This is a genomic window from Paenibacillus sp. FSL H7-0703, assembly GCF_038003485.1.
GTDB lineage: Bacteria > Bacillota > Bacilli > Paenibacillales > Paenibacillaceae > Paenibacillus > Paenibacillus polymyxa_B.
The window spans coordinates 4,036,411-4,050,000 of the sequence record NZ_JBBOPF010000001.1 but is presented as its reverse complement, the minus strand read 5'-3'; the positions used below and the strand labels follow the sequence as shown (position 1 = coordinate 4,050,000).

General features: G+C 43.2%; 15 protein-coding genes. 3 read left to right on the top strand and 12 right to left on the bottom strand.

Features of this window, described 5'->3' with window-relative positions; all coding sequences use genetic code 11:
- Positions 1-200 precede the first annotated feature (200 nt).
- Both MHB46_RS18030 and MHB46_RS18025 read right to left on the bottom strand, forming a co-directional pair.
- Complete coding sequence (locus MHB46_RS18030) at positions 201-431, bottom strand: hypothetical protein (RefSeq protein WP_013312131.1); 231 nt, start codon at positions 429-431, stop codon at positions 201-203.
- A 192-nt stretch (positions 432-623) separates the two neighbouring features.
- Positions 624-1,238 carry a stage II sporulation protein M gene (locus tag MHB46_RS18025; protein WP_165179907.1) on the bottom strand — a complete coding sequence of 205 codons (615 nt, stop codon included), beginning with the start codon at positions 1,236-1,238 and terminating at the stop codon, positions 624-626.
- A gap of 98 nt (positions 1,239-1,336) precedes the next feature.
- Between MHB46_RS18025 and pdaB the strand changes: the two genes are divergently transcribed.
- Together pdaB and gerD are read left to right on the top strand one after the other, a co-directional pair.
- Complete coding sequence (pdaB, locus tag MHB46_RS18020; protein WP_061831406.1) at positions 1,337-2,116, top strand: polysaccharide deacetylase family sporulation protein PdaB; 780 nt, start codon at positions 1,337-1,339, stop codon at positions 2,114-2,116.
- 106 nt (positions 2,117-2,222) lie between these two features.
- Positions 2,223-2,969: a spore germination lipoprotein GerD gene (gene gerD / locus MHB46_RS18015; RefSeq protein WP_254327565.1), complete on the top strand. Its 747-nt coding sequence runs from the start codon at positions 2,223-2,225 to the stop codon at positions 2,967-2,969.
- A gap of 35 nt (positions 2,970-3,004) precedes the next feature.
- Here gerD and MHB46_RS18010 read toward each other — a convergent pair whose 3' ends face one another.
- The 9 genes from MHB46_RS18010 to MHB46_RS17975 all read right to left on the bottom strand — a co-directional run bounded on the left by MHB46_RS18010 (position 3,005) and on the right by MHB46_RS17975 (position 10,811).
- Positions 3,005-4,111 (bottom strand): Mrp/NBP35 family ATP-binding protein, encoded by a 1,107-nt coding sequence (locus MHB46_RS18010; RefSeq protein ID WP_341163020.1) that lies wholly within the window; start codon positions 4,109-4,111, stop codon positions 3,005-3,007.
- A gap of 68 nt (positions 4,112-4,179) precedes the next feature.
- Positions 4,180-4,947, bottom strand: a complete 768-nt coding sequence (cwlD, locus tag MHB46_RS18005) for an N-acetylmuramoyl-L-alanine amidase CwlD (protein WP_341163019.1) — start codon at positions 4,945-4,947, stop codon at positions 4,180-4,182.
- Positions 4,948-5,015: 68 nt separating this feature from the next.
- The gene (sat, locus tag MHB46_RS18000) at positions 5,016-6,185 is read right to left on the bottom strand and encodes a sulfate adenylyltransferase (protein ID WP_341163018.1); all 1,170 of its coding nucleotides are present in this window, start codon (positions 6,183-6,185) and stop codon (positions 5,016-5,018) included.
- A 53-nt stretch (positions 6,186-6,238) separates the two neighbouring features.
- On the bottom strand, positions 6,239-6,931 hold the full coding sequence (locus tag MHB46_RS17995; protein WP_013312138.1) for a phosphoadenylyl-sulfate reductase: 693 nt from the start codon (positions 6,929-6,931) through the stop codon (positions 6,239-6,241).
- 1,183 nt (positions 6,932-8,114) lie between these two features.
- A complete protein-coding gene (gene rpsI, locus MHB46_RS26250) occupies positions 8,115-8,180 on the bottom strand; it encodes a 30S ribosomal protein S9 (protein WP_397376032.1) in 66 nt (21 codons plus the stop codon).
- A gap of 161 nt (positions 8,181-8,341) precedes the next feature.
- A complete protein-coding gene (locus tag MHB46_RS17990; RefSeq protein ID WP_341163017.1) occupies positions 8,342-9,043 on the bottom strand; it encodes an RES family NAD+ phosphorylase in 702 nt (233 codons plus the stop codon).
- A 118-nt stretch (positions 9,044-9,161) separates the two neighbouring features.
- Entirely contained in the window at positions 9,162-9,503 is a 342-nt protein-coding gene (locus tag MHB46_RS17985; RefSeq protein WP_341163016.1) for a phage holin, read from the bottom strand.
- 2 nt (positions 9,504-9,505) lie between these two features.
- Entirely contained in the window at positions 9,506-10,336 is an 831-nt protein-coding gene (locus MHB46_RS17980) for a glycoside hydrolase family 25 protein (RefSeq protein WP_341163015.1), read from the bottom strand.
- Between the two features lie 13 nt (positions 10,337-10,349).
- Complete coding sequence (locus tag MHB46_RS17975) at positions 10,350-10,811, bottom strand: phage holin family protein (RefSeq protein WP_341163014.1); 462 nt, start codon at positions 10,809-10,811, stop codon at positions 10,350-10,352.
- A gap of 250 nt (positions 10,812-11,061) precedes the next feature.
- Here MHB46_RS17975 and MHB46_RS17970 point away from each other — a divergent pair, with 250 nt between their 5' ends.
- Positions 11,062-11,598, top strand: a complete 537-nt coding sequence (locus MHB46_RS17970; RefSeq protein ID WP_341163766.1) for a stalk domain-containing protein — start codon at positions 11,062-11,064, stop codon at positions 11,596-11,598.
- Here MHB46_RS17970 and MHB46_RS17965 read toward each other — a convergent pair.
- Positions 11,592-13,505, bottom strand: a complete 1,914-nt coding sequence (locus tag MHB46_RS17965) for a phage tail spike protein (RefSeq protein ID WP_341163013.1) — start codon at positions 13,503-13,505, stop codon at positions 11,592-11,594. The two genes, MHB46_RS17970 and MHB46_RS17965, sit on opposite strands and share 7 nt — an antisense overlap.
- Between the last annotated feature and the right edge of the window lie 85 nt (positions 13,506-13,590).

Here is a 13,590-nt window from a genome sequence, read left to right as displayed (position 1 = left end):
CCTTTATAATATATCATCTCTTTTTAGAATTTGCAAGAGTTTTTTTAATTTCTTTTTTCGAGCAAATCCTTCAAAAAGGAACGAAAGTTAATTTACCATGAATATTGAATAGAGTCAATACTTTTTTTGATATCAGAAAGTATAGCTTTTTAAAATAGTTTACTTCCTGATATCTCTGATATATTCTCCACCTTATCTTTTCATTGTTTGGTTTGTGGGACTCGCCCTCTGCGAGCATATTTTGATAGTTCCTTGGCGGGTGCAAAACGGGCATACATGCGGAAGACTGTTTTATATCGAAGTGCGATTGCGTAGCGAATATCTTGATCCAATCGAGTATCGCTCATATCAAGCAGCATTTCATCTAGCTCCTTACGAAGAACGTAGTCAAGTTCCTTGCATTCTTTTTCGTTAAACAGCATTCCCAACATATGACCATACTCCCTTATCAGCAGATTATATAGTACTTATATTTGCTCAACTATTGTTCCAATCTTTACCTGTTTTTAAACTCAACTGCTAAGGTTTCAAACTTCCCCCGATTAATCTTCAGCTTTTCTTTAGGCTCTCCCCTTTGTTATGTTCAATTTTCAGGAAATATATAAATAATTGGCCATAATATTTTATTGTGACAATAAACGATAAGTTATGCCACTCTCAATAGCAGCTGCTAAAAGCAGTAAGATGACAGACCATAGGGACACCCTCAACGTTTGTTTCATAAATACATTCCACGATGGGCCAGTTCCTTTGCGCTTTAGCCCTATGCTTGTACCTATAGTAGACATTATGTTAATTCCAAACTTCAATCCGAAGGCACAAGCGATAATCAAAACAGGCAATTCAATCACACCGTGAGGCAGTAACCCTTTTACAACAACTTCATACATACTTCTTCCCATATCTGTCTGCAAGTGTACTACAAACCCTAAAACCATACCGTTCACAATCAAAAATATAAACGGTACGATTCCAAATACAGCCCCCATAAATATGACCAGCACACATTTAATTGCATTATTGAAAAAGATAAATACAAAAAAACTCCATTGTGGATGCTCAGAATTCTGCAAGCGCTGCGCTACTTCTCCCAGTCCCTCCATTTGTTGCGCCAGCATGGATTGAATAGTGCCTGTACTTAACCACCCCACTATAATACTTGTGCAGAAAAGAAGTGCAGAGATTAAAATTAACCGTCTTGTCATTTGTAAATCGTGAAAAAATGCGTTTAGTCCCATTTGATAATTCCTCCTATTAGTCCAATGGAATAATTGACAACCCCTGGCATAGCTTTAAGTAAACAAGCACTTCTAGGATGAAAGGGGCGTTATTAACTATGAATTCTTTTTTTTATGTATTAAACGGTAAAAAAATCAAACGATTCTTAATCGTAATGGCTGCAGCCATCTTTACTGTCGGAGTCATTTATGTAGAAACCGATAATGTTACAGTTTTTTCCGAGGAAGCACCAACCGCTATTTATAGTGTGCCCACGGACAAAAAGTTGATCGCTCTCACCTTTGATATTAGTTGGGGCGATAAGCGCACTGCCCCCATCTTAAAAGTCCTTGAGGATAAGAAAGTGACCAAGTCCACCTTTTTTCTTTCTGCCCCTTGGAGTAAAACACATCCGGAACTTGTGAATCAGATTAAAGAAAGCGGATTTGAGATCGGCAGTCATGGCCATAAACACGAAAATTACAGCAGCTTAAGCGATGAAGATATTCGTAAGCAGATTTCAATTGCTCATACCACATTAACCGAACTGACAGGACAGTCCCCGAAGTTGATCCGTATGCCTAATGGCGACTTTGATAAAAGAGTCCTTCAGGTTGCCGGCACTTTAGGCTACAAAACCATTCAGTGGGATACAGATTCCCTGGACTGGAAAAACCCTGGTACTCAGGTCATAATCGACCGTGTTGTAAATAAAGCGCATCCTGGCGATATCGTCCTTCTGCATGCCAGTGATTCCTGTAAACAAACGCATGAAGCCCTGCCGGTCATTATCGACAAGTTGCGAGCACAAGGCTATGAATTCGTGACTGTATCTGAACTGCTTCAACAGGGTACAGTAAAAGGCAAAGAGGTACGCGATCAGGCACTGGGTCTTTAAGGAGTTATTTTACATCGTTCTCAGCTAAAAACCAAAAGCAAATCGACATATTTCTCCCCATTCATCCGCATACTATCCACATTCATGATGAAGGAGGAATACGGCCATGAATTGGACTCGTTTGCGATTTGTTAGCACGGTATGCGTACTGGGCGTTGCACTGAGTGGATGCGGCTCAGATCAGGGTTCTGCGCCCCCCCAGAACAGTTATAAAGAGATGAAAACGATGGTTGTCGATATCTTGAAAAGCGATGACGGAAAAAAAGCCGTAGAGGAGGCTTTAACCGGGGAAAACAGTTCATCCAAAGAAGGACAATCCGGTCAAAGCAGTGAAGAGGGTGGGTCTGGTGGTGGATCTGGTGGTAGCATGGGAATGAAAATGCTTATGCCCATGCAATCGGCTGAACAGATGAAGATCGCAGTCAAAGATACTTTGGTATCACCTGAATATAAAAAAGAAATCGAAAAGATTATGACCGATCCGCGTTTTGCCGGAGAATTTGCCAAAGCCATCAACAGCCAAAGCAAACAGCTTCATATGCAACTTATAAAAGACCCTTCTTATCAAAAATCAATTGAAGCAATGCTCAAGTCACCAGAATTAACCAAAATGTATATGGACTTAACTAAAACCCCTGAATATCGCAAACAATCTATGACAGTCATGCATGATGCCATGCAAAATCCAATTTTCCGACTTGAGGTTATGAATTTACTCAAAACCGTCGTACAAGAGGAGCTTCAACCCAAGGTTGAGAAAAAAAGTGGTGAGCAAAGCGGTGCAGGCGGCGATAAGCAAGGTGGTGGAGGCAGCGAAGGTGGGGGCGAAGGAGAACAAGGAGGAAGCCAATAATAAAAAGGCTGGTTTAATAAACCAGCCTTTTTTCTTTATTCAGATTCCGTGTGCAAAATCGTAATCTGAGCAGCAATATCATTGTAAATGGTCCCCGTGGCAGACTCAGATTTATATACAGATGGAGAAAAGTCGGCTTCTGACGGATGGTTATCTGGAATACCCAGCGGAATTTGAGCAAGAAGTTTTGTATGAAGAGTGTCTGCCAACATAGCCCCCCCTCCTCGCCCAAAAACATAGTCCTTTTCTCCAGTGGAGGACACATAATAAGACATGTTCTCCACAACGCCGATGACCTTATGATCCGTTTGAAGCGCCATTGCGCCTGCACGTGCAGCTACAAAAGCCGCCGTTGCATGTGGAGTAGTGACAATGATTTCTTCACTCTGCGGAATCATTTGATGTACGTCAAGCGCTACATCGCCAGTGCCTGGTGGTAAATCGAGAATCATATAGTCCAGTTTTCCCCATTCGACATCACTAAAAAACTGTCTGAGCATTCTCCCCAGCATGGGACCTCTCCAGATCACCGGGTTGTTTTCTCTAACAAAGAAGCCCATAGACATGATTTTGATACCAAATCGCTCCACTGGCTGAATGATACCATCTTCGACAGTAGGCACATCCTCTACTCCAATCATATCCGGCACACTGAATCCATAGATATCCGCATCAATCAAACCCACACGCTTCCCCTGTCTAGCTAAAGCAGCCGCCAAATTTACAGCTACTGTCGATTTTCCGACACCACCTTTTCCGCTTGCAATGGCAATAAATCGTACGCCAGATGCTGGGCTAAGTAGCTCATGTTCTTCCATGCCAACAGCATGTCCTTTGGTCAAAACCGGGTCAGCCGCTTCCTCGGTCTCCTCTCCATTTTGAAGGGCAGACTTTTCATGCTCAGATGCCTCACGAATACGAATATGAACGTGACTTAATCCCGCCTCTTCTAATGTCTGCCGTATTTCTCGTTCCAACTCTTTCAGCGTCTCTTCCTGGCTATTCAGGGTAATGGCAGTCAAGGATACCCGATCCTCTTTAACCACCACATCCCGAATAAAATGGAGATCGACTAGACGGCGTCCTGTATGAGGCTCCCGCACTTGTTGAAGTAGCTCTATAACTTGCTCTCTTGATTGCATGAATTATCAGCACCTCTGCTTTAATGAATTACGGAGTGGTAAACACTTACAGTATACCACTATCTGGCTTAAGGTGCTGGTGAGATCCCCTTTTCCCCGGCACTGTAACGCAAAATCCCCTTATATATGGACGCCGCCACCTGCCTTTGATAGTTCACGTCACTAAGTCGTCTAGCTTCCTCAGGATGGGACAAAAATCCTACTTCTACAAGGGCTGATGGCATTTTGAGAGCTTTCAATAAATAAACTGTGTTCACGGTCTTAGCCACTCTGTCCGTATTTTCCAAGTTGCGTTTGATCTCTTCCTGAATTAAAGACGCCAAATTCCCGTTATCTGCATGGTTAGGTACGTAAAAGGTTTGGGCTCCACTCCAACGGCTCGACGGAATACTGTTCATATGGATACTTAGAAAGAGGTCTGCTTTCTGCTCCTCAATTATACGCACACGCTGCTTCAAATCCTCCGTTTTTCTTCTGGAATAACCTTTCGTTTCTTGCTGCGCCAGGTCGCGATCATCCTCACGTGTCATGACAACAACAGCACCTGCTTGCTGTAAATAATCCCGCAAATAAAAAGCGATTGCCAGATTAATATCCTTTTCAATAATCCCTTCTTTGCTAACCGCCCCTCCATCAGGCCCTCCGTGTCCAGCATCTAGGGCAATTACTTTACCAGTAAGGGGTAAACTCCAATGGGTCCAAGCTCTGGAAGCAGGTATCTCATACAATGCCAGTGTAATAAATAGAACGGCGAGACAACAGCCCAACAGCATTTTTTGCAACGTCCGATAGCGAATCCACAGTGTAACCTCGTTTTTACGATTATTTTTTTGCATAACAAAACGCCTCCGTCCTATACAGATACTAATAATCTATATGGGACGAGGCGTGTAGATAGTACAACTCAGGCATGAACAAATTCTTTCATACCTTCAATCAGCACTTGAGCGACTTCCGGTCGTGTAAATTCAGGTGGCGGGCAAACCCCAGAGCGCAACAATTCCCGTACCTTGGTGCCCGAGAGCGTTAAATGATGCTCCTTGGGATGTGGGCATGTTTTACTTGAGGCCATATTTCCACATCGGGTGCAATAAAAGCTGTGTTCAAAGAACAATGGAGTAATCCCCAGCTCTTCAGGTGTAAAGTGCCTGAAAATTTCCTGTGCTTCGTAGGTACCATAATAGTCTCCTACACCAGCATGGTCCCTTCCAACAATAAAATGGGTACAGCCATAGTTTTTTCGCACAATAGCATGGAAAATGGCCTCTCTAGGACCCGCGTATCGCATGGCAGCAGGAAATACCCCCAGAAAAGTCCGATCAGCCGGATAATAATTATCCAACAACACCAGATAGCTCTTCATACGCACATCTGCCGGAACGTCATCTGACTTGGTTTCACCAACGAGTGGGTTTAGAAACAAAGCATCCACAATCTCCATCGCGCTTTTTTGAATGTACTCATGTGCCCGGTGTACCGGATTTCGTGTTTGAAATCCGACTACTGTTTTCCAGCCTTTTTCTGCAAAATAGTCGCGTGTCTGTGATGGTGTATAGTAAAACTCACTAAATTGTGTGGGCTCCGGCCGATTCAGCACTTGCACAGATCCACCAACATACGTAGCAGGTCGATCTAACAGTTTTTTTACGCCAGGATGAGCCGGGTCATCCGTCTTGAATACTCGTCTGGCTTCCTCAGCCTGATCTACCTGATAAATACTTTCAATATCAAGTACAGCATAAATAGTACCGTCTGTTTCACCCACCAAAGCCACCTGCTGACCTAATTTCAATTCACTGGCTACACTTTCTGCAACTGCAAGAGTAATGGGAATACTCCAGACTGTACCATCGGCAAGACGCATATCTGTTACCACTGACCGATAATCAGATTCATTCATAAACCCCGTCAAAGGAGAAAATGCCCCCACTCCAATTAAATCCAGATCAGAAATGGTCCATGAGTTTACACGGATTGGGAACAATTCCTCTGCGGCCTGCAAAAGTGCTTTTTGCTTCGGTCCTGTAATGATTTTATCAACAAGTGTTCCGCCATGCGAAAGAATTGCAGTCATAATGCACTTCCCTTCTCTTCATAAATATGACTCATAGCTACCTGAATACCATTTTATTGATGGAGCCCACACTCCGTTTTCTCATTGCCTGACCAGCGACCTGCACGAGGATCTTCACCTGGTAGGACCTCACGGGTACATTGCTCACAACCGATACTGGGATAATTGCGATCATGCAATGGATTATACAGCACTTCATGAGTACGGATATAGTTCCATACATCCTCGGATGTCCAGCTTGCCAAGGGGTTAAATTTAACGAGTCCAAACTTTTCGTCATACTCTACCTTTTTTGAATTCGCACGGGTAGGGGCCTGATCCCGGCGAATACCGGTAATCCATGCATCGTATTGTGACAAAATACGTGTCAGCGGCTCAACTTTGCGTATACCACAACATGTGTTTGGATCTGTTTTCCACAGTTCCTCTCCATGTTCAGCCGCTTGCTCTTCAGGAGTAATTAAGGGAGAGACCCTAACAAAATCCAAGTTATATCTGGCTTTCATCTGATCTCGCGTATCATAAGTTTCTTGAAAATGAAAGTCGGTGTCCAAGTAAAAAATGTCGGTGGAAGGGCTAATTTTTTGAAGCATATCTACTAGTACTACATCTTCTGCTCCGAAGCTACAAGCAAAGGTAAGATTGGGAAATGTAAGAACAGCATACTGGATAATTTCCTCTGGCGTAGCCTCTTCCAGTTCAATTGCCTTGACTCTAATCAACGCTTCTTTCTCCAATAAATTCATTATCAATGCGCCTCCATATGAAGATTCATAAATAAGTGTCACTCCAATACCGACTAAACTAATAAGATTAAATACAGTATAAAACTTTCACAATCGTTGTCAATCCACGGCAAAATGTCCTGATGCAAGCATTTATCCACCTAAATTTGCAGAAATGTTGCTCTGTCAGCATTCTTTAATGCTTTCTTGCGTATCCAATCAAGTTCAATGACTTTATATAAAATATTCTTATACCAAACATTTGAAAATGGCCCATAGGCCCAGTGCGCGGCAGCCATCGGTAATGCTGAACAGCTATGGGTTGCTTTGATCAAGCAAGAACCATCTGTAGAAGAAAGCACGTGAAACCCACTATACTATTCCGGAGCTCTGGGTCAGCGATGCCTTCATTCTGAAAATTATAAAAGGAATGACTGCGCACTAAACTCTTATTATACCTCTATTCAATCCCAAAGCGCTCGTAGCGGCAATTCCCGAGGAATTGATCACTGGACACAAGCAAGACTCTTATCGCTACTGGAAGCCTATTTAAAGCCTGTCATCAATGAAGGGCGATTTTATGAGGGTAGACAGTCGGACAATACACGGGCTCCCGGTATAGTTTGGAGCGATTGCTGTGTAGACTATTTCTATTACCAGTAACATGTACATCGCCGTTGCAATAGCAGTAGTCTAGGAAGCGGGCAACGCTAGGCCAAGGACCGTCCTTCTGCTCCGGCATACAAATAAAAAGAGGTATTTCTTGCCCTATCCCTTGCTACGCCCAAAACAGCAATACAAGAGGCATAGACAGTGCCAGCCAGAACATATCAAGGAGGACTTTACATAAACAAGCGAAAGCAAAGTATCCTCGTGAAACAGCACTTAGCAAAGAATATTAAGATGAGGCTATATTGAATAGCCGAACATTATATTTTTAGTCACAGGTTATAAACATTACAGAATAAACTGCGTTGAAATAGCAAACTGTATTTGTGTATAACAATATCTTCTTCAATTCCATGGTGGATAACTTTTCGTATTCCGTGCATTTGCATGCGGTTATTTATGTATTCGCTGAAACATGCTGAAGCTTGTAACTTTTAGAGTAGGTCTACTTATCCACATGTGGATATTGATCAGGAAATGACTAAATAAAAAAGAACCCTTTCCATAAGGAAAAGGTTCTTCTGTATTCGAAATATTAACGTTTCGAGAACTGTGGTGCACGACGAGCGGCTTTGAGGCCGTATTTTTTACGTTCGAAAATATAACATTCGGATGCGTTCAGTTTTCCGCAGTATAATAGGAAGAAAAAAAATTTTATTCCGATATTTTAAGGTCTGTTCTGGTTCAAATATGGTCAAAATATGGTCAAAAAAAGAAACTCCTGCTGACCATGAAGACGGCAGGAGTTTCTTTTATATTTTTCTATGGAACCAATCTGGATTGACTATATGAAACGTTAATAACAGAGTCATCAAAGAGAACTAAATTATATCCTCCGTCGTGAACAGCACTTTTATATTTAATACCGTCAAGTTTCATAAAATCCTTTACATAAAGTGCAATTGCCTGAGTAGGTAGATAATCAATTTCAGGCTTATTGTAATCTATAGGAGCCGCAAAGCTATCATTAATAATTTTTCGAAAGCTATTACTCTTGCTGTATTCCTCTATACCATGTGTTAAATCAAGCAACTTTAAGTCCTGGTTAGGCTTGCATTCTGCAATACTGACAGAAGTTCCTGACTTTTTGTGTACTTCTTGCAAAACAGTTTCTATTGAGTCCGCGATATAAAGAAAAGGTAAACCAGCTGGATTAACTCTACCTACCCCGCACCATTGTGCTGGAGGGGCTTTCAAATCCTTTGCTTTATAGTATGGCTTCTTGTCTTCTTCGGCTCTGCCTCTGAAAAAAGGTCCGTCATGGCTAGAAATATTTAATGTAGCTATGTATGGAAAAAATTCCTCTAACAATCTTTTCAAGTTACCAACGTAATCATTCCAAATTTGTGTAACTTCTTCATCATTTGTAATCCTCATCGTCATAGGTAAATCTGAATAACTCTGCTGTCCGTCTTGTGTGTTTGATGCCCCTTTATAAACAACATAATCATTTTTTTCAGTCAAAACTTATCTTCCTCCTAATAAAGTAGTGCCCTGTTAACTATCAGGTTAACAGGGCCTTTGTACCGATGCTTTCGGATACAATGTAAGTATAGTATCACTGGGTGATTCTGTAAATATATTAAGCAGATTTAATTTTATTCAGATTAAATTCTTCCCAGGCCTTTTGTATTGCAGCCTCGACTTCCTCCGGCTTGATAGATACGCCAATCTGATCCAGTTTGACGGTTAGGTACTTAACAGCCTCGTGAAACTTTTCCGCGCCAGCTCCAGCATAGTTTCGTTCTACCCATGCATAAGCGTCTTGGGCCAGTTGTCCAATTCTGTTGCGCTGCTCAATGCTAAAACGTGCTTCATAGATCGGTTTAACCTTGCGATACAAGGAGGTTGCCAGTATAAGCAGGCCAAGCGTACCAAGTCCAATCAGTGACAGCGTAATATTTGTGATGTATTGTTCGATCATGGTTATTTATCCCCCTTGAGAATGTTTTTACGTAGACGGCTTAGAGCTGCCGCAGCTTCTTCCCGTGTAATCGGTGCGCCGGGACGCGTTCCATCAAAGTAACCATTCTTGGTCATTTCCTCCCATACGTCCGCTGCCCACGGGCTGACCTTGTTAATGTCTCTTTGCTTTTCTACCACTGTACTTTCCCCCTTCTTATTGAACCGCGTCCGCAGTTCGTCCGCAGTTCCATCAAATTCGTTCAGATCTACGTTGCCAGCGATGCCCTTAATCTTACCGCTATCGCTGTATTGCCAGATATCCCAGCGTTTCCATGTCACTGTGTCGCTAGGGACGCGAGTATCACTGTACCGGGCTATCCATAATGGGTAACCGCCCAATGACGCGTTAAAATTAGCTGCAAATGCATTACCTGTATAGATAATGGGCTTACGTCCTGTAAGTCGCTCCAACTCCAGCAGAAAGGCCAACGCTACAGCACTAATAAGCGTTTTAGACAGGTTGCCGGGATTGTTTTCATAATCCATTACAGGCGGCAAGTCCAGAGATTTCCCACCACCTACCTGTTCCAATACCTCAGCAAAATGCCGCGCTTCCGCTTTGGCTGCCTCAACGCTGATTGCGTCTACAAAATGGTATGCTCCCAGCAATACCCCGGCTGCTCTGGCTCCTTTTGCATTCGTGGTGAATGTCGGATCAACGTAGCGCTGTCCCTGGCTGGCCTTGATAATGGCAAATGAAATACCGTCAGCCTTGACCGCCTTCCAATCGATGTTTCCTTGATAACGGGATACGTCGATCCCCTTTGCATTTCCCTTTTTCCTCGCTTGCATTCTTGTTCTCCCCTTATACAGCAGGCTTCTGCTGATCTTTGTTTTCTGGCTCCGGGTCTGGCATATTCGGATTTTTAGGAGCTTGGGAACGAGACTCGAAGATTTTCACGGCATTACGTAAAACATCGGGCATCGGAACCCCCATTCTCCCTACATTTTCAATGACTGATAGCAATTCGTTAGCCAAATAAAAGAAAATGACCGCATCTCGGAAATAGTGTGCATCCCCAAGAATACGATCAATCAAATGAGCAATTGTAACCATTAGAAATATTGCTACCTTACGAGCTATGCCATAGTACCCTTTCCTGCTTTTCAGCTCCCCATTAATCCAGGCCGCTGCCCATCCAGTGAAGAAGTCGATAACGACCATCCACCACAATAGCGTTAGCATCGTTGTCCACCCCCCGAAAAAATAACCGATCATGGCTCCTGCGGATAAGCTTTTAATTGCCTGATCGACTTTCTCATGCATAACTCTTCCCCCGTCTCTATAGGTCAGGACAATTTTCCTGCCCTTGTCAAAATTCATGTAAATTATTCCGTTAAATATTCTCTTAAATATTTCAGCACAAATAAGCCCCTGACCACTCCAGGGACTACGCAGATAGATATTTTGTTATTGCATAACTGATCACCTCCCCCAAATAACTAAAACTTTTAGCCTGAAATACCGTAATAAATGGTATAATCTATGAAAAAAGGAGCTGTACCCCTTGAAAAAAATGATAATCGGTTTAGTAGCTGGTATGTTGATCGGATCGGCAACGGCGGCTGTAGCTGCTACCTCCCCAACTGTCCAAGCTGTAGTAAGTAAATATGCTATTTCTGTAGATGGTCAGCAGCAAACACTTAAATCAGATCCACTCGTATATAAAGGCACTACATATTTACCAGTCAGAGAGGTTGCCGGGTTGACCGGATATGATTTGCAATTTGATGCAAAGAGCAAGAAGATTGATTTGCAATCCAAAGCGGAAGGAGGTTCAACAGTGAATCAAACTACAAACCAACCTACTGAGAAAAAAGTTTCATGGATTACCGCAAGAGAAGCGAATGAAAAATACGGAATCAAATACGTTGTAGATAAAGAAAGCACATTCTCTTATGGAGAAAACAGCGTAGTCTTTCCTGTATCCATGTACGAAAATCCAGATGGTAAGACTTTTACCAATGCTGAAAAAACAGCATCTCTTATGTTTAAAAACGGTGTGCCTTATTTAGGTAATGACACTTTGCAACTCTTAGGTGTAAATCAATAATTACCACCGCCACGGCTCTGCACGAACAATTGAGTAACCACGTTAGCCACCACGCGCCCTAAGCTATTGGGCGCTATTTGTATTTCATGCCAGTTCCCTCGTGAAACACGCCCATCCCCATCTTTGGACAAATACGGAATGATATTGATGTCATTCCCGCTAGTTCCACTTATCTGGACTGCATTCCCATCAACCGTAATAGAAACGTTGTTTGGCTGTGGTCCTTCATATATCCCGTACTCAATTTCATGTGTATGGTCAGGTAAATTGATGTCGTGTGAATGTTCCGGTATCTCAACCGTATGATTATGACCAGGTATCGTTACTCTGTGACTATGACCAGGGATTGTTACTCTATGACTATGATCCGAAGTCAGAGCATGACTATGACTACCAGACATGGAAAATGTGACGTTCTCTCCTGTGCTTGTAACGAGATTAGTCCCGTCCGGTATACCGTGATTATGTTCCCCTCCCATATCAACTGCTTGAGGGACAAAGGTGGAATACTGAGACCATTTATCAGATGTACTAGCAGATTCGACAGTTGCCGCTAGTGTAGTAGTTGTTGGCGTTTGAACTGCTGACGTGGATGTGGATGGTACAGAAGCCCCACCCGCTGCCGTTGTTGTACTGACACCCCCGCCGCCTTCAATGGCTTTACTGTATGCCCGGAAAGCTTCAGTTTGGAAAGACAGCATAACCTTATTAATTCGGACAGTTTCATCAGGTACATAGAATTTAAGTATGGCGGGATGATCCGGGTCGCAGTTATCAGAAAAATCCCGTGTATCTAGATTAGTTGCGCCCTGTGCGTATACCTCGCTTATATGCATCCGGTTACGTAAATCGGCTATACTGCTGGCGATATCCTGAGTTTTGTTGGCAATCTCCAGCTTCACTTCCCCTGGTCTGCCGAACAGATCGCCTTTGCTTACCTTGAGCACCCGCGCAACGATATCGACACCCATTTCCGCATCTTGCACCCGAACCATAGCCCCTACTTTAAAGCGGTCAATAGGGTCCTTTGTCAGCGCGTAAATTTCAGCAGCATCAACCGTATATTGCACGCTTGGAACTTTCAACTCGTTGAGCATGGCCCGGCATCGCGCAAGTAATGTGTCAGCAAATTCAAATCGTTTATCGGCAAAGATGGTTTGTACAAGACCAAAGCGCTGAATGTATTCCGGTTCTGCGTCAATATATGGCTTACCGCCATTAATATCAGCAAACGTGAGTTGGTTAACCCCTTCACCGTAACCCAAGCCATAAATACGTGTAGTAACCTGAGACGGGTCTACCTTTCGTTCTATGCCCTGCAAATTCACTCCGTATCGAATGTACGCTTCCTCTCGTGCGGAGGGCTGTACAAGGTTCAGAGTCCACGGGTAGGACGTAGTATCAAACGTCCACATGTATTCATCCGTGAATGGCTGCGGAACGGAAAATAGAGCACCTAGAAGGTTCTCATTTTCCCAATTATATTCATACTGGTGTGAGAACTGAATGTCACCCAGCCGCCAACGCTGTGTAGTCTGCCTATCTAGAATGTATTTAAGCACTTGCGGTGTGTAATAACCCAAATTACCAACCGTGTGATATTGAAACAGCACATCATCCAAAAGAGTAGCTAAAACGTGTTCGCACTGATATGTGATTGTTTCCCCGCCGCTGCCTCGTTTTGCCGCACTGGATAGGATGCGAAACAGCTCAAGCCGAACGTCACCGTCAAAGATTTCAACAAAGTACAACGGCTGGCACTCAGCGTTCTTTTCATCCCCCGCAGGCAAAGAAAATTGAGCTGTCCAAAGTGCGTTCATTGATGCGTCATACCCAATGTCGAATGCATTTTCCAGAAATGCTACTCGGCGCATTTGTAAATCATAAACTGTCACATGTTTTATCATGTTTCCTCCTTATACAAACCGATCCCGGTAGGTGACGCGGAACAAAATGTCTCGTCCGGTTTCCGGGTCCGTCCATGTCAGGACG

What these genes read in the sequence shown, in the direction of transcription:
- MHB46_RS18030 (WP_013312131.1), bottom strand. Translation starts at nt 431, where the DNA reads ATGTTGGGAATGCTGTTTAACGAAAAAGAATGCAAGGAACTTGACTAC.
- MHB46_RS18025 (WP_165179907.1), bottom strand. Translation starts at nt 1,238, where the DNA reads ATGGGACTAAACGCATTTTTTCACGATTTACAAATGACAAGACGGTTA.
- pdaB (WP_061831406.1), top strand. Translation starts at nt 1,337, where the DNA reads ATGAATTCTTTTTTTTATGTATTAAACGGTAAAAAAATCAAACGATTC.
- gerD (WP_254327565.1), top strand. Translation starts at nt 2,223, where the DNA reads ATGAATTGGACTCGTTTGCGATTTGTTAGCACGGTATGCGTACTGGGC.
- MHB46_RS18010 (WP_341163020.1), bottom strand. Translation starts at nt 4,111, where the DNA reads ATGCAATCAAGAGAGCAAGTTATAGAGCTACTTCAACAAGTGCGGGAG.
- cwlD (WP_341163019.1), bottom strand. Translation starts at nt 4,947, where the DNA reads ATGCAAAAAAATAATCGTAAAAACGAGGTTACACTGTGGATTCGCTAT.
- sat (WP_341163018.1), bottom strand. Translation starts at nt 6,185, where the DNA reads ATGACTGCAATTCTTTCGCATGGCGGAACACTTGTTGATAAAATCATT.
- MHB46_RS17995 (WP_013312138.1), bottom strand. Translation starts at nt 6,931, where the DNA reads ATGAATTTATTGGAGAAAGAAGCGTTGATTAGAGTCAAGGCAATTGAA.
- MHB46_RS17985 (WP_341163016.1), bottom strand. Translation starts at nt 9,503, where the DNA reads ATGATCGAACAATACATCACAAATATTACGCTGTCACTGATTGGACTT.
- MHB46_RS17980 (WP_341163015.1), bottom strand. Translation starts at nt 10,336, where the DNA reads ATGCAAGCGAGGAAAAAGGGAAATGCAAAGGGGATCGACGTATCCCGT.
- MHB46_RS17975 (WP_341163014.1), bottom strand. Translation starts at nt 10,811, where the DNA reads ATGCATGAGAAAGTCGATCAGGCAATTAAAAGCTTATCCGCAGGAGCC.
- MHB46_RS17970 (WP_341163766.1), top strand. Translation starts at nt 11,062, where the DNA reads ATGATAATCGGTTTAGTAGCTGGTATGTTGATCGGATCGGCAACGGCG.
- MHB46_RS17965 (WP_341163013.1), bottom strand. Translation starts at nt 13,505, where the DNA reads ATGATAAAACATGTGACAGTTTATGATTTACAAATGCGCCGAGTAGCA.